At 72.0% G+C, this 17,197-nt stretch carries 17 protein-coding genes; 13 read left to right on the top strand and 4 right to left on the bottom strand.

Annotated features, from left to right (window positions below; translation table 11 throughout):
- Nucleotides 1–32: 32 nt before the first annotated feature.
- The 5 genes from ACTWPP_RS00685 to ACTWPP_RS00665 all read left to right on the top strand — a co-directional run bounded on the left by ACTWPP_RS00685 (nt 33) and on the right by ACTWPP_RS00665 (nt 4,896).
- Nucleotides 33–407, top strand: a complete 375-nt coding sequence (locus ACTWPP_RS00685) for an SSI family serine proteinase inhibitor (RefSeq protein WP_443102038.1) — start codon at nt 33–35, stop codon at nt 405–407.
- Nucleotides 408–524: 117 nt separating this feature from the next.
- A complete protein-coding gene (locus tag ACTWPP_RS00680) occupies nt 525–947 on the top strand; it encodes a CBS domain-containing protein (RefSeq protein ID WP_443102037.1) in 423 nt (140 codons plus the stop codon).
- A gap of 242 nt (nt 948–1,189) precedes the next feature.
- Nucleotides 1,190–2,035 (top strand): ANTAR domain-containing protein, encoded by an 846-nt coding sequence (locus ACTWPP_RS00675; protein WP_443102036.1) that lies wholly within the window; start codon nt 1,190–1,192, stop codon nt 2,033–2,035.
- Nucleotides 2,036–2,192: 157 nt separating this feature from the next.
- A complete protein-coding gene (locus ACTWPP_RS00670) occupies nt 2,193–4,331 on the top strand; it encodes a SpoIIE family protein phosphatase (protein WP_443102035.1) in 2,139 nt (712 codons plus the stop codon).
- A 55-nt stretch (nt 4,332–4,386) separates the two neighbouring features.
- Complete coding sequence (locus tag ACTWPP_RS00665) at nt 4,387–4,896, top strand: DUF6328 family protein (RefSeq protein ID WP_443102034.1); 510 nt, start codon at nt 4,387–4,389, stop codon at nt 4,894–4,896.
- Between the two features lie 51 nt (nt 4,897–4,947).
- Here ACTWPP_RS00665 and proS read toward each other — a convergent pair whose 3' ends face one another.
- The gene (gene proS / locus ACTWPP_RS00660) at nt 4,948–6,396 is read right to left on the bottom strand and encodes a proline--tRNA ligase (protein WP_443102033.1); all 1,449 of its coding nucleotides are present in this window, start codon (nt 6,394–6,396) and stop codon (nt 4,948–4,950) included.
- Nucleotides 6,397–6,474: 78 nt separating this feature from the next.
- Between proS and ACTWPP_RS00655 the strand changes: the two genes are divergently transcribed.
- From ACTWPP_RS00655 to ACTWPP_RS00620, 8 genes are all read left to right on the top strand, one after another.
- Nucleotides 6,475–8,181 (top strand): proline--tRNA ligase, encoded by a 1,707-nt coding sequence (locus tag ACTWPP_RS00655; RefSeq protein WP_443102032.1) that lies wholly within the window; start codon nt 6,475–6,477, stop codon nt 8,179–8,181.
- Between the two features lie 82 nt (nt 8,182–8,263).
- Nucleotides 8,264–9,925 carry an ABC-F family ATP-binding cassette domain-containing protein gene (locus ACTWPP_RS00650; protein WP_443102031.1) on the top strand — a complete coding sequence of 554 codons (1,662 nt, stop codon included), beginning with the start codon at nt 8,264–8,266 and terminating at the stop codon, nt 9,923–9,925.
- Between the two features lie 64 nt (nt 9,926–9,989).
- Complete coding sequence (locus ACTWPP_RS00645) at nt 9,990–10,952, top strand: NAD-dependent epimerase/dehydratase family protein (protein WP_443102030.1); 963 nt, start codon at nt 9,990–9,992, stop codon at nt 10,950–10,952.
- Entirely contained in the window at nt 10,949–12,121 is a 1,173-nt protein-coding gene (locus ACTWPP_RS00640; protein ID WP_443102029.1) for a glycosyltransferase, read from the top strand. The genes ACTWPP_RS00645 and ACTWPP_RS00640 overlap by 4 nt, the downstream gene beginning before the upstream one ends.
- Nucleotides 12,122–12,131: 10 nt before the next feature.
- Nucleotides 12,132–12,860 (top strand): hypothetical protein, encoded by a 729-nt coding sequence (locus tag ACTWPP_RS00635; protein WP_443102028.1) that lies wholly within the window; start codon nt 12,132–12,134, stop codon nt 12,858–12,860.
- A complete protein-coding gene (locus ACTWPP_RS00630; RefSeq protein ID WP_443102027.1) occupies nt 12,857–13,210 on the top strand; it encodes a hypothetical protein in 354 nt (117 codons plus the stop codon). Before ACTWPP_RS00635 ends, ACTWPP_RS00630 begins: the two co-directional genes overlap by 4 nt.
- Nucleotides 13,210–14,337 (top strand): glycosyltransferase family 4 protein, encoded by a 1,128-nt coding sequence (locus ACTWPP_RS00625; RefSeq protein ID WP_443102026.1) that lies wholly within the window; start codon nt 13,210–13,212, stop codon nt 14,335–14,337. Before ACTWPP_RS00630 ends, ACTWPP_RS00625 begins: the two co-directional genes overlap by 1 nt.
- Complete coding sequence (locus tag ACTWPP_RS00620; protein WP_443102025.1) at nt 14,334–15,167, top strand: hypothetical protein; 834 nt, start codon at nt 14,334–14,336, stop codon at nt 15,165–15,167. Before ACTWPP_RS00625 ends, ACTWPP_RS00620 begins: the two co-directional genes overlap by 4 nt.
- Here the strand turns inward: ACTWPP_RS00620 and ACTWPP_RS00615 are convergent.
- The 3 genes from ACTWPP_RS00615 to ACTWPP_RS00605 form a co-directional block, all read right to left on the bottom strand.
- Complete coding sequence (locus ACTWPP_RS00615) at nt 15,115–15,648, bottom strand: YceI family protein (protein ID WP_443102024.1); 534 nt, start codon at nt 15,646–15,648, stop codon at nt 15,115–15,117. The two genes, ACTWPP_RS00620 and ACTWPP_RS00615, sit on opposite strands and share 53 nt — an antisense overlap.
- A 78-nt stretch (nt 15,649–15,726) precedes the next feature.
- Nucleotides 15,727–16,548 (bottom strand): VanW family protein, encoded by an 822-nt coding sequence (locus ACTWPP_RS00610; RefSeq protein ID WP_443102023.1) that lies wholly within the window; start codon nt 16,546–16,548, stop codon nt 15,727–15,729.
- Nucleotides 16,549–16,881: 333 nt separating this feature from the next.
- Complete coding sequence (locus ACTWPP_RS00605; RefSeq protein WP_443102022.1) at nt 16,882–17,118, bottom strand: DUF6158 family protein; 237 nt, start codon at nt 17,116–17,118, stop codon at nt 16,882–16,884.
- Nucleotides 17,119–17,197: the final 79 nt, after the last annotated feature.

The following is a 17,197-nucleotide window of genomic DNA, read 5'->3' as shown; positions in this document are numbered from 1 at the left end:
GCCCTTTCGCCCTCGACCCCCTCGGAGTATCGATGCCGAACCTCGCCACCGGCGTCATCGCGGGTGCGGTGATCGCCCTCATGCCGGCGGTTCCTTCGGAGCCGGAGACCTCCCTCCGGCTCACCCTCACCCATCCGGACCGCGCCACGACCGGCGGCAGGAGCGTCACGCTGCGTTGCGAGCCGCCGGGAGGCGAGCATCCCGAGGCGGCGCGGGCCTGTTCGGAGCTGAGCGAATCCGGCGGCCGGTTCGCCCACGCGCCGGACGGGCGGATGTGCACCGCGGTCCACTCGCCGGTGATCGCCCAGGCGAAGGGGCGGTGGCACGGAAAGCCTGTACGATTCCGGGCCGAGTACGGCAATGATTGCGCCATGCGGTCGCGCACCGGAACGGTCTTCGCCTTCTGACGGGTAAGTCGGGGCGACGGCCGATAGCGGAACCGTCCGAATAGGCGCGCCGACCGTGGGTAAGGCGCGCACACGGGCCCGCGCGAGCCGCCGGCAATTCGGAAGGATGTGCGTGCGATGCCACCAAGGGTCAGCGACGTGATGACGGCGGCTCCGCAGACGCTGCCGTTGGACGCGACGCTGTACGAAGCCGCCCGGATCATGCGGGACAAAGGAATCGGCGACGTGCTGGTCACCTACGCGGGACGGCTATGCGGCGTGGTCACCGACCGCGACATCGTGGTGAGGGCCGTCGCCGAGAGCCGCGACACGTCGCTCACCCCTCTCGGCGACGTGTGCACGGCGGAGCTGACCACCGTGCGTCCGGACGACGACACCGGAACCGCGGTCCGGCTGATGTGCGAGCAGGCGGTCCGGCGTCTGCCCGTCGTGGACGCCGAGCAACGTCCGGTCGGCATCATCTGCATCGGCGATCTGGCCATCGCCGACGGTGACGTCGGCCCCCTCACCGAGATCAGCAAGGCCCCGGCGAACAACTAGGCCCCCGCCCCCGGCGTCGTCCATCCCCCGATCAGCCCCGATCGAACGAGCCCTCCGACCTGAGCCGTCCCGTTTCATCGAGCAGCCCGTCCCTACGAGCAGTCCAGGCCCTCCCACCACGAAGCAGCAGCGTCCTGGCACTACTAGCACTGGGGACTTCGATGAACCGTGGACACTACGGCAGGGGAGCGGGCCAGGCGCCGCCGACGCCGGAACCCGCGACGCAGGATAATCTCGGAGGGGTGACGCCCACCGAAACGGTTCTGACGGACCAGCTCGCGTTGGAGATCGCCCGGCTGGGCATGGTCGGGGAGTCCTCCGACATCGGCACCCTGCACCGGGTGACGGAGCTGGCCTCGCGCGCCATCCCCGGATGCGCGGGCGCGGCGAGCGTGCGCTGGGCCCTCCCCGGAGGGGGCGGGAACGATCCAGGCGCCGCGCTCGGCGTTCCGCCGGACGCCGCCCAGGACGTCCCCAGCATCCCCAGGCAGAACACGCGGCCGGACGGTGCCCGGTCCGGAGTCCCGGTGCCCGAGGAGGCACGGCCCGAGCCGCTCGCGGCGGCGGCCAGCCATCCCGATCTCGCCGAGGTCATCGAGCGGCAGCTGTCCCGCGGCCACGGGCCGATCTTCGACGTGGTCCTGGACCGGCGGGCGCTGACGTCCGAGGACATCCTCGCCGAGACCCGCTGGCCCGAGGCGATGGCCGACATGCTGCGCCGCGGGGTGCGCTGCTTCACCACGACCCCCCACCTGAACCCGCCCGTCCTCGTCACGCTCGCCCTGTTCGGGGTGACGCCCAAGTCGCTCGGTTCCGGCCGGCACGCGCTCGCGTCCCTGCTCATGGCCCAGGGCAGCGCCGCGGTCACCAACACCCGGCAGTACGACGACGTGCACCGCACCGCCGTGCAGCTGCAGGAGGCGGTCGAGGCGCGCGCCGTCGTCGACCAGGCGAAGGGCATCCTCATGCACGCGCTGGGGTGCGACGCCGACAAGGCGTTCGCCGAGATGCGCCGCATCTCGCAGACACGTCACGTGAAGCTCACCGCCCTCGCCCAACGTATCGTCGGTCAACAGGGGCTTCCCTGAATCATGAATCTAGGCGCGCGGGGGTGAGGCGCATAGGCTGCGGACAGCCGGGCCCAGCAGGGCCGGGCCGTTGCGCGACTCGACGAACCTGGTCCGGTCGGCCCGGGGCGAAAGCCGACCCGGTTCCACCGCACGACGCGGACGAGAGGGTGACCAGATGCACGATCAGCCCGACCAGCTCGAACCCGAGACCCTGATGCGGGAGATCTCGGACCTCGAAGGGCGCATCGGCGAGCTGCGCCAGGCCGCCGGCGTGCCCGAGCCCGACCTGCGGGCCACGCTGGACGCGGCCCTGGTCGAGCTGGAGCTGGCGCTGACCGTGCTGCGGACGATGGGCACCGAGCACACCGGCGAGCAGGGCGGGTCGACCGCGAGCGAGAACGAGCGGCGGGTGCTTCGCACGGTCTTCCAGGACGCCCCGGTGCCGCTGTTCGTGCTGGACCGCAACACGAGCGTCCGGCGCGTCAACCGGCAGGCGGCGGCGCTGCTCGGCACGTCCGCCGGTTACGTGTCGGGCAAGCAGTTCACGGCGTTCTGCGACATGGCGGGCCGTGCGGCCGTGCGGTCGCAGCTGGCCGCGGTCGTCCGGACGGGAGGGCGCCGCCGCGTCCCGGTCCGCTTCCTCGGCCGCGACCACCCGGTCGACGCCGTGGTGACGCTGGCCCGCGTGTGGATCCGCGGCGAACCGGACCCGATGGTCGTGGTGGCCGCCGGTCCGGCGAACACTCCCACCGATGACCAGGCCCCGCCCGACGGGCGGGGGAAGACCGGACGGGCGGCGTCCGGCCGGACGGCGTCGGCCAAGGTCGCATCGGCCCAGGCGGCGCCCGCACAGGGGGCGTCCACACAAGGTGCGTCCACACGGGCGGCGTCCGTACGGGCGGCGTCCACTCGACCGGCGTCCCCGCAGGCGGCGCCCGCCCTGGACGGGCCCGCTCACACGAGGACGGCTCACGGCGCCCAGCCCGACGATGAGGCCGTCGCGACGATCGTCCACCGGATGGACGTCCTCGCCACCGCCAGTGAACTGCTGCTCGACGAACCGGTCTTCAACGAGACCGTGGCGGTGCGGCGGTGCGCCCGGCTGCTGGCGGCCGAACTGGCCGACTGGGCGTTCATCGACCTGACCGGCCCGAACGGCGGCCCGGGCGCGTCCTCCCCGGCCGGGGCGCACGCGGCGGGCTCGGCACCGCCGCTGCGCCGCCAGGTCGTGATTGGCCCGGAGGACGAGCATTCCGTCGAGGCCGCACGGATGCTGGAGGAGGTGGAGCCCGCCCAGGGCAGCCTGCCCCACACCGTCTTCGTCACCCGGCAGAGCGCGCTGCGGCCGCACGTGGAGAACCTCGACGTCCTCGGCGTGTGCCCGGACGGCCAGCCCGTCTGCGGAAAGATCGGCGCGACGTCGGTGCTGAGCGTCCCGATCGAGGACGGCGACCACGCCATCGGGACGATCACGCTGGCGGCCAGCGGCGAGTACGGCCCGTTCGACCTCATGGACCTCGGGGTCGTCCAGCGCCTCGGACGCTACCTGGCCCTGGTGATCCGGGCGGCGCGGCTGTACCGGCGCCGAGCCGAGGTCGCCGAGACGCTGCAGGCGGGGCTGCTGCCGAAGTCGCTGCCGGCCATTCCCGGTGTGCGCGTGGCCGCGAAGTATCTGACGGCGACGCACGGCTCGGAGGTCGGCGGCGACTTCTACGACGTGTTCCGCACCGAGAACGGCTGGGGCCTGATCCTCGGCGACGTGTGCGGGAAGGGCGAGGACGCGGCGGCCGTGACCGCGACGGCCCGGCACTGCGCGCGGCTGGCGGCGCGGTGGAAGGCGCACCCGGGGGACGTCCTGGGCATCGTGAACGAGGCCCTGCTGGACGAGGACCGGTTCGTCACCGCGGTGATGGCCGGGCTGACCCTGGAGACCGAGCGGGTCGTCGTCACCCTCGGCACCGCGGGCCACCCGCCCGCGATCGTCGTCCGCGCCGACGGGGTGATCAGGTCGGCGTCGCGCGGCGGTGTCCCGCTCGGCCTGTTCGAGGACTTCGAGGCCGGGCTGGACACGGTCGAACTCGCCGTCGGCGACACACTGATCCTGCACTCCGACGGCGTCCTCGAGGCGTGCGACATGCTGCGGCAGGAGTTCGGGCAGGAGCGTCTGCTGGAATCCCTCGCCGGCCACGCGGGCGAGCCGCCGGAGGGCATGCTCGCCGCGGTGGAGCGGGCACTGCTGGAGTTCTGCGACAGCGACCTGCGCGACGACGTCTCGATGCTCGCGCTGCGCGTGGAACCGCCGTCGCTCGGCTAGGAACGGCCGACCCGGTTGGTGGACTGATGGTCATTTAGCCGGGTAGATGCCGTTCATGACCGTCGATCCCGCGGACAAGCCACGCAACGAGACCGAGCACGAACGTCTCGACCGGCAACTGGTGGAGCTTCTCCAGGGATTCCGTGTCGCGGTCACCGGCGTGCAGGTGCTGTTCGCGTTCCTGCTCACCGTCCCGTTCTCCGCCAACTTCGACAAGGTCGACGGTGCGGGGACGCCGCTGTTCTACATCGCGCTGTTCGGGGCCGCGATCGCCTCGATCTGCTTCACCGCGCCGGCGTTCCACCACCGGATCCTGTTCCGGCTGGGGCAGAAACCGCTGCTGATCCGCCGCGCCAACCTCTTCGGGATCATCGGCGCCTTCGCCCTGATGGCCTCGATGACGGCGGCGACCACGCTGATCGTCGAGTCGCTCGCGGAAACGCCGGTCTGGACGATCACCACGGCGGTGGCCCTGCTGACGCTGTGCACCTACGTGTGGTTCGTCCAGCCGTACCTGACCCGGCTGAGGGCGAACCGCCCGCCGCGCGAGCCCGAGGGCGACTGACCGGCGCCCGCCCAGCGTCGCCTCCGCTCAGTGCCCCGGTCTCGCCTCCGCTCAGTAGGCGCGGCCGAAGATGACGCGCTTGCCGTAGGCGGACGGGCGGCCGCACTTCACGCAGTCGCCGGTCTCCTCCGGCGCGTCGGACGCGATGACGCGCGGTGTCGCGGCCGTCTCCGCCTTGATGTCGTCCTCGCAGGCGGCGTCGCCGCAGTGGAAGGCGCGGGCCCAGCCGGACGCGACCTGCGCGGCGAACGCGTCCCAGGCGTCCACGACGGAGGTGTTGCCCTCGCGGAACCTCTCGGCCCGGTCCAGCAGGAACGACTGGAAATCGGCGAGGATCCCGGGCAGGACCTCGGCGACCTTCTCCAGCGGGATCTGCTCCTTGCCCTGCCCCTCGATCGTGGAGAGCCGCCGGACGAGGGTCGCGACGCCGGCCTCGATGTCGCGCTTGCCCAGCTCGATGCGGACGGGGACGCCCCGCATCTCCCACTCGTTGAACTTGAAGCCCGGCGACAGCTGCGGGCGGTTGTCGTCGACGTGCACGCGGATGCCCATCGCCTTGATCGCCGCGCCCAGCCTGCGGGCCTCCGCCGCGGCCTCCTCGCCCTGCTCCTTGCGCCCGATCGGGACGATCACGACCTGGTACGGCGCGAGGCGCGGCGGCAGCACGAGCCCCTTGTCGTCCCCGTGCGTCATGATCACGCCACCGATCATGCGGGTGCTCATGCCCCAGGACGTGGTGTGCGCGAGGGTCAGCCTGCCCGCCTCGTCCTGGTACTGGATCTCGAACGCCTTGGCGAAGTTGGTGCCGAGGTAGTGCGACGTCCCGGCCTGCAGCGCCCGGCCGTCCCGCATCATGCCCTCGATCGTGTACGTGCGGACGGCGCCGGCGAACCGCTCACCGGGCGTCTTCTCCCCCGCGACGACCGGCATCGCCGCCAGGTCGCGCGCGAGGGCGGTGTAGGCGTCGAGGGCCCACATCGTCTCGCGCATCGCGTCGTCCTCGTCGGCGTGCGCGGTGTGGCCCTCCTGCCAGAGGAACTCGGTCGTCCGCAGGAACATCCGGGGCCGCATCTCCCAGCGGACGACGTTCGCCCACTGGTTCAGCAGCAGGGGCAGGTCGCGGTGCGAGTCGATCCACTTGGCCATGTACTCGCCGATGACGGTCTCGGACGTCGGCCGCACGACCAGCGGCTCCTCCAGGTCCTTGCCGCCCGCGTGCGTCACGACGGCCAGCTCGGGGGAGAAGCCCTCGACGTGCTCGGCCTCGCGCTTGAGATACGACTCCGGGATGAACATCGGGAAGCACGCGTTGTCGTGCCCCGCGTCCTTGATCCGCCGGTCCAGGTCGGCCTGGAGCAGCTCCCACATCCGGTAACCGTACGGGCGGATGACCATCGTGCCGCGCACCGGTCCGCGGTCGACGAGCTGGGCCTGCACGACCAGCTCGTTGTACCAGGCGGAGAAATCCTCGCTCTGCGGCGTCACACCTTCTCGGCTCACGGCAATCAGGGTACTGACTCGCGGCCGGTGCCGACCGGCGGACGGCCCGACCGGCGGGTGCTTCGCTACGCTCGCGGGATGCGCTGGTCCCAGATGTTCGTTCCCACGCTCCGTGACGACCCCGCCGAGGCGGACGCGCCGAGCCACCGGCTGCTGCTCCGCGCGGGCTACGTCCGGCAGCTCACGGCCGGCCACTATTCGCTGCTGCCGCTGGCCGTGCGCGTCCGATCCAAGATCATCGGGATCGTGCGGGACGAGATGGACGCGATCGGCGCGCAGGAGATGCTGCTCCCCGCCCTCCATCCCGCCGAACCGTGGCAGCGCTCGGGGCGCTGGGACCTGATGGGCCAGGAGATGTTCCGGCTGCGCGACCGCCGCGGCGCCGACCACGCCCTCGGCATGACGCACGAGGAGATCTTCGCGACGGTCGCCCGCGAACTGAACTCCTACCGGCAGCTTCCGCAGCAGTGGTACCAGTTCCAGACGAAGTTCCGTGACGAGCCGCGCCCCAAGGGCGGCCTCATGCGGACCCGCGAGTTCACGATGAAGGACGCCTACAGCTTCGACGTGGACGGTCCCGGCCTGGACGCCTCGTTCGACGCCTACCACGGCGCCTACACCCGGATCTTCGCCCGGCTCGGGCTGCCCGCGCTGGCGTGCGAGGCGTCCAGCGGGACCATGGGCGGCTCCGGCTCGACCGAGTTCATGTGCCCGTCCGACGTCGGCGAGGACCTCGTCGTCCACTGCCCGGCGTGCGGCTACGCGGCCAACATCGAACGGGCGACATCGGTGCTCCCCGCCGCGTCCGACGGGCCCGGCCTCGCGGCGCCGGAACGCTTCGACACGCCCGGCGTCCGCACGATCGAAGATCTTCGCGCCTACGACGCGCCGGCCGACCGGCAGATCAAGACGCTCGTCTACGTCCTGGACGGCACGCTGACGCTCGTCCTGCTGCGCGGCGACCATCCGCTCAACGAGCAGAAACTCGTGGACGCGACCGGCGCCACCGAGATCCGCGCCGCCGACGCGGCCGAGATCCAGGACGCCGTGGGCGCGCTGCCCGGCAGCCTCGGCGCCGTCGACGCGTTCCTCCCCTCGCCCTTCCCGGTGATCGCGGACGAGGCGCTGCGGGACCGCCGCGACATGTTCACCGGCGCGAACACCGACGACGTCCACCTGCGGGGCGTCGACGTCGCCCGCGACATCGACGTCGGCAAGTGGGCCGATCTGCGTGAGGTCAGGGCCGGTCAGCGCTGTGTCCGCTGCGGCGAGCGACTGGAGATCCAGCGCGCGATCGAGGTCGGCCACATCTTCAAGCTCGGCGACCGCTACTCCCGCGCCCTCGGCGTCGAGGTCCTGGACCCGGACGGCAGGCGCACCCCGGTGATCATGGGCAGTTACGGCATCGGCGTCGAACGCGCGATGGCCGCGATCGTCGAAACCCACAACGACGACCGCGGCATCGTCTGGCCGCTGTCCGTCGCGCCGTTCCAGGTCGCGGTCGTGGTCGCCCAGTCCGACGACGCCGAGGTCGCCAAGGCCGCCGAGGACGTCTACTCCGGCCTGTCCGCGGCCGGTGTCGAGGTGGTGATCGACGACCGTCCCGAACGGGCCGGGGTCAAGTTCCGCGACGTCGAACTGACCGGCATCCCGTTCCGCGTCACGGTCGGCCGCCGCGGTCTGGCCGAAGGCGCCGCCGAACTCACCGCCCGCGCCACCGGTGAAACGGAGAAGGCGCCGCTGGACGCCGTGGTCACCCGCGTCCGTTCCCTCCTGGACGGCTGACGCCGCCGCCCGCTTCACCGAAATCCGTTTGACGGACCCACCGGCGTTCCCGAGACTCGGCACGTATCGAGGGGGAGCCACCGTGGGCCACGTCGAGGTCGGTCATGTCCGCCACACCCTGCCGGACGGCCGGGTGCTGCTGGACGACGTCTCCTTCCGGGTCGGCGAAGGCGTGACGGCGGCACTCGTCGGCCCGAACGGCGCCGGCAAGACGACGCTGCTCAGCCTCGTCGCCGGGGACCTCACGCCCCAGGCGGGAACCGTCGCCCACAGCGGCGGGCTGGGCGTGATGCGGCAGTTCATCGGCGGTATGCGGGACGACTCGTCCGTCCACGACCTGCTGCTCTCCATCGCGCCTCCCCGGGTGCGCGAGGCCGCGGCCGCCGTCGAGGCGGCCGAACTCGCCATGATGGAACGCGACGACGAGCCGACCCAGCTCAGGTACGCGACGGCACTCGCTGGCTGGGGCGACGCGGGCGGCTACGAGACCGAGGTCCTCTGGGACGCCTGCTGCGTCGCCGCCCTCGGCGTCTCCTACGACTCGTGCCGCTGGCGCGAGGTGCGCACCCTCTCCGGCGGCGAACAGAAGCGCCTGGCCCTCGAAGCCCTGTTGCGCGGCCCCGACGAGGTCCTTCTCCTGGACGAGCCGGACAACTACCTGGACGTCCCGGGCAAGCGGTGGCTCGAAGAGAGGCTGCGCGAATCACCCAAGACCATCTTGCTCGTCTCCCACGACCGTGAGCTCCTCGACCGGTCCGCCGACCGCATCGTCACCGTCGAGGCGGGCCGGGTCTGGATCCACGGCGGCCGCTTCTCCACCTACGCCGCCGCCCGCCGCGACCGCAACGAACGCCTGGAGGAGCTGCGCCGCCGCTGGGACGAGGAACACGCGAAACTCAAGGAACTCGTCAACACCCTCAGGAACAAGGCCACGGTCAACGACGGTTTCGCGTCCCGCTACCGCGCTGCGCAGACGCGTCTGCGCAAGTTCGAGGAGGCCGGGCCGCCGGAACTCCCGCCCCGCGACCAGAACCTCAAGATGCGCCTCCACGGCGGCCGCACCGGCAAACGCGCGGTGATCTGCGAGAACCTCGAACTGACGGGCCTCATGAAGCCCTTCGGCACCGAGGTCTGGTACGGCGAGCGGGTCGCGGTGCTGGGCTCGAACGGTTCCGGCAAATCACACTTCCTGCGGCTGCTCACCGCCATCGCCGACTCCCATCCGCGCGGCGCGACCCCGGCCTCGCCCGTGGCCCACACCGGCACGGCCCGCCTCGGCGCGCGCGTCGTCCCGGGCCTGTTCGCCCAGACCCACGCGCGCCCCGACCTGGCGGGACGCACGCCGTGCGAGATCGTCATGACCGAGCACGCACGCCTCCGCAACGACGCGATGAGCGCCCTGGCCCGCTACGAACTCCAATATTGCGCCGAGCAGCCCTTCGAGACGCTTTCGGGCGGCCAGCAGGCCCGTCTTCAGATCCTCCTGCTGGAACTGGGCGGCGCCACGCTGCTCCTCCTCGACGAGCCCACCGACAACCTGGACCTCGCCAGTGCCGAGGCCCTCCAGGAAGGGCTGGAGTCCTACGAGGGCACCGTCCTTTCGGTGACCCACGACCGCTGGTTCGCCCGCTCCTTCGACCGCTGCCTCGTGTTCGGCGCGGACGGCTCGGTCTACGAGTCCCGCGAACCGGTCTGGGACGAAGCCCGGGTGGTCCGGCCGGGCCCCTCCCAGGGTCTGCGCTGATCTTGGCAGGTGAGAAGGGTCGGGCATCTGTCCAAGTCTGTACTGGTACGGATAAAGTGCGCGGGTGCGGGTGGTCGTCACGGGTGCGGCGGGGTTCATCGGGAGCCATGTGGTCGATGCGTTCTCCGGCGCCGGGCATGAGGTGCTCGCCGTTGACGCGCCCGGACGTTCGCTGGCCCCGGAGGTCGCGCGCCGGACGTGGGCGAAGGTCGCGGTGGGGCCGGGCGTCGTCGCCGCGGAGGTCGATCTGGCGGTGGACGGTCTGGAGGCCGTCGCGGCCGCGGACGTCGTCGTCCACCTCGCGGGGCGGCCGGGGGTGCGCTGCTCGTGGGGCACCGGGAAGGCGGCGGCGCGGCGGGACAACGTGGTGGCCACCCGGCGGCTGCTCGCGGCGTGCCTGGAGCGGCCGGCCAGGCTGCGGCCGAAAGTGGTCATCGCGTCCAGTTCGTCGGTGTACGGGTCGGCGGGGCGGCGGCCGAACCGGGAGGACGATCCGCTGAACCCGGCCAGCCCGTACGCGGCCAGCAAGGTGGAGGTGGAGCGCCTCGCAGGGTCGGCCGCGGGCAGCGGTCTCCGCACCGTCCTGCTCAGGTACTTCTCGGTGTACGGGCCCCGGCAGCGGCCCGACATGGCGTTCCACCGGTTCGTGGACGCGGCGCTCGACGGGCGGCCGCTGCCGGTGTTCGGGGACGGGCGCAGTTCGCGGAGTTTCACGCATGTCCGGGACGTGGTGGCGGCGACGCTGGTGGCAGCGGCCGAGGATCTGCGGCCGGGCATCGCCGTCAACGTCGGTCATCATGAGCCCGTGGCGGTACGGGACGCGATCGGGATGCTGACCGGGATCCTGGGCGTCCGGGCGGAGATCCGGCGGGAGGCGCCGGTGGCCGGTGACGCCGCACGGACGTGGGCCGACACCGGGCGCGCCCGGGAGATGCTCGGCTGGACGGCCACGACGGGGCTGGCCGACGGGCTGGCGGACCAGATCGCCTGGCATCGCGGCGTGCACGAGGAAGTGCGGGTCGGATGAGGCACCGGGCGGCGTACGTCGCGTTCGACCGGTTCCCGTCCAGCAAAGGGTCGGCGGTGCACATCGCGCAGATGGCCGACGAGCTCTTCACGCGTTACGAGGGCGGCCTGCTCGGCGTGATCGGCGGCGGTGACCTGCCGCGCTACCAGCGGGAGGGGCCGCGGGAGATCGCGCGGTTCGACGCGCCGATCCCGAACCTGATCGACCGGGCGGAGGCGTTCTCCGGGTGGGTCGCCGATCATCTGGAGCCGCATCTCGGGACGCTGGAGGTCTGCCACGTCCGGGACCCGTGGAGCGCGCTGCCCGCGGTGGCGGACGGCCGGCGCCACAGGGTCGTGTACGAGGTCAACGGCCTGCCGTCCATCGAGATGAGCCACACCTGGCCGTGGGCGGCGCCCAGGACGCTCGGCAAGATCCGGGAACTGGAGCGGTTCTGCCTGGAGCGCAGCGATGTGGTCGTGGTGCCGTCGCGGGTCATCGGTGAGGCGGTCCGGGGGCTCGGCGTGCCGGAGGGCAAGATCCATCTGGTGCCGAACGGGGCCGAGATCCGCGAGAGGCCGGAGCGTCCCGGCGACGCCCCCGCGAGGTATGTCGTCTATATCGGTGCGCTGCAGCCGTGGCAGGGCCTGGACGTGCTGCTGCGCGCGTTCGCCAGGCTCGCCGACCTGGACGATCTGCGGCTCGTGATCTGCGCGTCCGTCCCGGAACGGCGCGCGAGGCCGGTGCGGCGGCTGGCCGAGCGGCTCGGGGTGCACGAGAGGATCGACTGGCGGTTCACGCTGCCGCATCACGAGGTCGCCGCGTGGCTGGCGCACGCGGAGGTCTCGGTGGCCCCGCTGACGGGCTGCGCCCGCAACCTCGACCAGGGGTGCGCGCCGCTGAAGGTGATCGAGTCCATGGCGGCCGGTGTGCCGGTGGCGGCCTCGGACCTGCCGGCGGTACGGGAGCTGATGGCGGACGGGGAGCACGGGCGGCTCGTCCCCGCGGACCGTCCGGCCGAGCTGGCCAGGGCCGTCCGGATCTTGCTGGAGTATCCGGAGGAGGCCGCCGCGATGGGGCGGAGGGGCCGCCGGCGGATCGAGGACCACCTGACCTGGGCGCGTTCGCGCGACCGGCTGGCAGAGGTATACCGCACGGTCACGCGGCCGATCGAAGAACGGGGGCGATAGGTGGTTCGTCATGTTCTGGCGTAAGCAGAAGGCCGCCATCGAGCGGTTCCACCCGCTGCACAAGGCGCTGACCCTGGAGGGGGGCTTCTCCGTCTCGCTGCGGCGGGACGACTGGGAGCAGGTGATCCAGAGCCTCGCGCGGCACAGCGCCGAGATCCGCCGGCGGAGGTGGCGGCTCTCCGGGCGGGTCCCGGGCGTCCTGGTGCCGATGCTGCGGGTGCTGGCGGCGGACATGCGGCCGGACGGAACGCTGTCGGTGGCGGCGGACATGCGCGGCCACAAGCTGCCCGAGAAGAACGGGCCTCAGCACGACGTGCCCGTCCGGCCGCCGATCACGTCGATGAAGCAGTGGTACGCGGTGGACCCGTGGCTGCGGATGCGGGCGGAACTGCGGGACGGCAGCGTCCTGGAGCTGTCGGTGACCGACCGGATCCGGCACCGCAAGTACCGCAAACGCAATCCCCGAGGCAAGATCAAGTTCAAGAGCAAGTCGAAGACGGTGCAGATCGTGAGCGTGACGCGCCGGCTGGCGAAGGACGCGGTCGTCCAGCGGCCGGGGACGCCGCCGCCGCAATGGGTCAGGGTCCGGGTCAAGCAGGGCGGGCGGCTGGTGATCCGGGCGAACGGGAAGTTCGCCGGGCCGCTGGAGGACGGGGCGATGGTGGACCAGATCCTGCAGGTTTCGACTGAACCGTTCCGGTGGACGCCGCCCGGCACGGCCGCGAGGAGGGCCAAGTGACCCGCTGCACGGTGACCACCGGGTTCTTCGTTCTGGGGCACTGCGGGCAGGCGGCGGTGGCGTCGTGCCCGCAGTGCGGACGTGCCGTCTGCGGCGCGCACGCCGCGCCGGGCGGGCTCTGCCCCGAGTGCGCGGCGGCCCAGGGGTACCGGACGGACGACCCGCACGACCCGTCCTGGACCCGGGGCTACCGGCGGCACTACTACCAGCGGAGTTCGCAGACCTACCGCGACTCCTACTGGTACTCGTCGTTCGACGAATACGACCGCGGGGCGTTCAACCCGGGCGGCGAGTACTCCCACGGCGGCGACTGGGGCACGGACGACGACACGGGCTTCGTGGACAGTTGATGCCGGCACACCGCGTTCTGTGGCTGACCGAGCATTATCCGCCGAGCCAGGGCGGGATGTCCCAGTCGTGCGACCGCATCGTCCGGGGGCTGCGCGCGTCCGGGGCGGAGGTCGACGTCGCGCACCTGACCCGCCGCGCCCGCCCGTGGGGCGTCAGGCGTGAGCACGGCGGGCGGCTGCTGTCCGCCCCGCTCGGCGACGACCACGAGCACGCGCTGCGCCGCCTGTGGACGACCATCACCGCCGAGAACCTCACCGGCTACAGTCACGTGGTCGCGTTCGGCGGGACGTACGCGATGCTCGCGGCGCCCGTCCTGTCCGCGCTGCTGGGGGCGCCGCTGATCACGCTGCTGCGCGGCAACGACATCGATGTCGGCGTCTTCTCGACGCGGCGGCGGGGCGTGCTGGCGGACGCGTTGCGCGCCTCGTCCCGGGTGTGCGTCGTCGCCCGCTCCCATGCGCCGCTGGTGTCCGCGCTGGCCCCGGACACCGCGGTCGCGTACGTCGCCAACAGCGTCGACACCGGGCAGTGGCGGATCCTGCCGTCCGAGCGGGAGCGGGGCCGGGCATGGCGGGACGGGCACGTCCGGACCGGACACCGGACCATCGGGCTCATCGGGCAGCTCAAAGTGAAGAAGGGCATCGGTTTCTTCCTGGACGCTTTGGCCGCGTCCGGGCACGCCGATGCGTTCCATCTGCTGCTGGTCGGCGAGGTCGAGGAGTCCGTGACGGAGTGGCTGGCCGAGCGCGAAGGGTCCGTGCCGCACTCGGTCCTGCCGTTCCTTGAGCGCTACGACCTCCCGGCCGTCTACGCGAGCTGTGACCTGGTCGCGCTGCCCTCGTTCTACGACGGGATGCCGAACGTCGCGCTTGAGGCCGCGGCGCTCGGAGTGCCGCTGATCGCGTCGGACGCGGGCGGGCTCGCGGACGTGGCCGACGACGAGATCGGTTTCGTGTTCCCCGCCGGCGATGCGCACGCCTGCCGCGCGGCGATCGACCGGGCGGCGCGGGCGGGCGCCGAGGAACTGGCGAAGCTCGGCGCGGCGGGCGCGGAGCGCGTCCGCCGGGACTTCACTCCCGCCGCCGAGACCGCCGGTTACCTGGCCGTCCTCGACGCGGTCCGTTGATCCTCTGCTACGCCTCCGGTGACGGGCTGGGGCATCTGACGCGGCTCCGGTCCGCCCTGCACACCCTGCGCCTGGACGGGCACCTCCCGGACGGGCCCGTCACCGTCGTGACCGGGTCGCCGTTCGCGGGCGATGCGCGCGTCACGGGCGGCTGGCGCGTCGTGCGGAGCGGCGACATCGCGGGATTCGCGCCGGACGAGGTGATCGTGGACGCGTTCCCGGCCGGGCTGAAGGGCGAACTCACCCGGGCCGACGGCATCCCGCCCGGCACGAAGGTCACGCATCTGGCGCGGCTGCTGCGCTGGGACGCCTACGCGCCGATGCTGCCCGCCGACCCCCCGCGATTCGATCGCACGTTCGTCCTCGAACCCCTGTATCCTCCGCACGAGGCGTACCTGCACACCGTCTCGGACGAGGTTTCGCCGTTGCTCCTGACCGATCCCCCGTCGGAACCGGTCGACGTGGACGGTTGGCTCATCGTCCACAGTGGCCCGGACCCGGAGACGCTCGAACTCGTCGCCTACGCACGGGACATGGCGTCCGCCGAGGGTGTCCGCCCGCCGATGACGCTGATATCGCCCCAGAGGCCGGACGGTCTGCCCCCGCAGGTCGCGCACTTGGACGCCTATCCCGCCTGCCCGCCCGGACCGAACGTCGAACGGATCGTGACCGCGGCCGGCTTCAACGCCGTCCGGCAGTTCGCGCCCTGGCGAGACGTACACCGGATGCTGCCGTTCCCCCGCAGCCTGGACGACCAGTACACCCGCGCCGCCCGCGCTAGGCGGGAAACCGAAGATCGAACTCGATCTCCACGTCGTCGGCGAGCCTGAGCGCGCCGAAGAACGCCGAGTACGGCTTGATGCCCCAGCGGCTCTGCGTCACGGTGACACCGCCCCGCACCCGGTCACCCTCCAGGGCGGCCCGGATCCGCACCGGCTTCACCCGCCCCATGATCGTCAGGTCGCCCTCGATCTCGTCGTCCCCGGCGGTCCGGGTGGAGACGAACGTGATGTGCGGATAGCGCCGGACGTCCAGCACCTTGCGCAGGTTCTTCTTGATCTCCGCGCGGTCCTCGTCGGTCAGGGGCTTCACGCCCCCGGCGCCCTCCCGCACCTCCAGCGCGTCCACGTCGACGGTCACCTCGACGGACGACCCGTCCAGCGGCTCCCGGACCTCGGCCGCCGCCGTCCACCGGGTGGCCTCGATGGTCAGGTCGTGGCCGGCCCGCCGCCCGAGCCCGCTGCGGCCCGTCCTGATCAGCAGCCGCCCATCGTCCGGCCCCAGCTCGTACGTTCCTTCGCCTACCGTCATGCCCTCAACACCGCCATGCCTTCAACACCGCCATGCCTTCAACACTGTCATGCGCGCCGCCGGGCTCCGCACACACCCCTACGCGCACTTCACCTTGGGCTGCGGACGGTACTCGGTGTGGAACTTCTCGCGGCGGACCTTCCGGCCGTCGTCGAGCAGGGTCCGCCAGACGTCGATCTCGAAGCCCTTGCGGCCGACCATGGGAACGCACCTGCGTCCCCGTCCCACGCCCGTCCGGTAGGGCCTGAACCCGTACCGTTCGGACGTCTTCGACCGCACCTCGTACTTGCGTTCCCCCCACAGGTTGACCGTCAGCGACGACGCCGTGTAGGCGATCTCGATTCGCACGGGCTGCCCGGTGTCGTTCCGCCAGGTGAAGTCCAGCGCCGGGTAGGACACCGCGGCCTCGCGTCCCTCCGGGTACTCCGGCATGTACATGGTGTGCGCGCGTGACTTCCGGATGTCCAGGCCCGCCCGGAACACCGCGTTGAACAACGTCGAGGACACTTGGCAGATGCCGCCGCCCACGTCGTTCACCAGCCGCGAGCCCATGATGGCCGGGGCCGGCACGTAACCACGGCGCTTGGTGCGCGGCCCGACGACGCCGTTGAACGAGAACGTCCGGTCCGGGGCGACGACGTGCCCGTCCAGGCTCTCCGCGGCCAGCTCTATGTTGCGCACCCGGGGCTCCCCCGGCGTGAAATGCGTGGTGTAGCTGCTCATCGGCCGCTCCGGCACGGGCTTGACCGGCGCGGCCTGCCCCGGAACGGTCTTCTTCCGCGGCGAACCGTCCGGCGGGGTGTCGCCCGGGACGGCCAGCGCCGCCGCCGCGCCCGGCTCCCGCGGTGCCCACAGGTAGGCGCCGAGCAGCAGCCCGGTCGTCGCCAGCGCCCCCGCCACGAACGGCCACCACTGGCGGACGCACTCGCGAAGCTTCGGCTGGTGCCCATGACCATGTCGTTTCCGATGGCGCAGTCGATTCCGGCCAGGCCGGGTCCGCCTCACAGCTCACACCCCCCGAGGATCCCTTCCGGATCCTGCAACGGACCCTTCCGCTCCACCACGGCCAACGCCCGGCCTTTTACTCGAACAAGACGAACCCCCGAACAAGACAAGCCCCGGCAGGGCTCGTCGCACCGATGGCCGGCCCGGCGCCGGCCCCGGGAACAGGCGGCCGACCGTCCGGCCGGTGGCGCGGAACCGGCCGGGCGGCCGGGGTTCGGCACGAAGCCGTCAGCGGGCGCGGGCCCCCTCACGCAGCCGCTCGGGATCGATCTCGCGCCCCGGACGCCTGCGCAGGTATTCGGCTTCGAGCTGGTTCATACGGCGCGTGTGCTCCCCGTACGCCTGGTCGGCGGCGTGCCGGAGGGCATCGAGCCTCGTCTGGTACAGGTGGCCCAGCTCACGGAACAGGTCATCGTCGGTGAGCGCGCCAGGGTCGACTCCCATCGCGGTGTCATGGCTCGTCATTCCGGTCCCCCTCCTCCGTGGGCGTCCCGTCCCCTACCCGGCCGCAGGGAGCCGAACCGTGGGCCGGGCGCGTTCGATA

The sequence above is a fragment of the Actinomadura sp. 3N407 genome (genome assembly GCF_052245875.1).
GTDB lineage: Bacteria > Actinomycetota > Actinomycetes > Streptosporangiales > Streptosporangiaceae > Spirillospora.
This window is presented reverse-complemented; position numbering and strand designations above follow the sequence as displayed.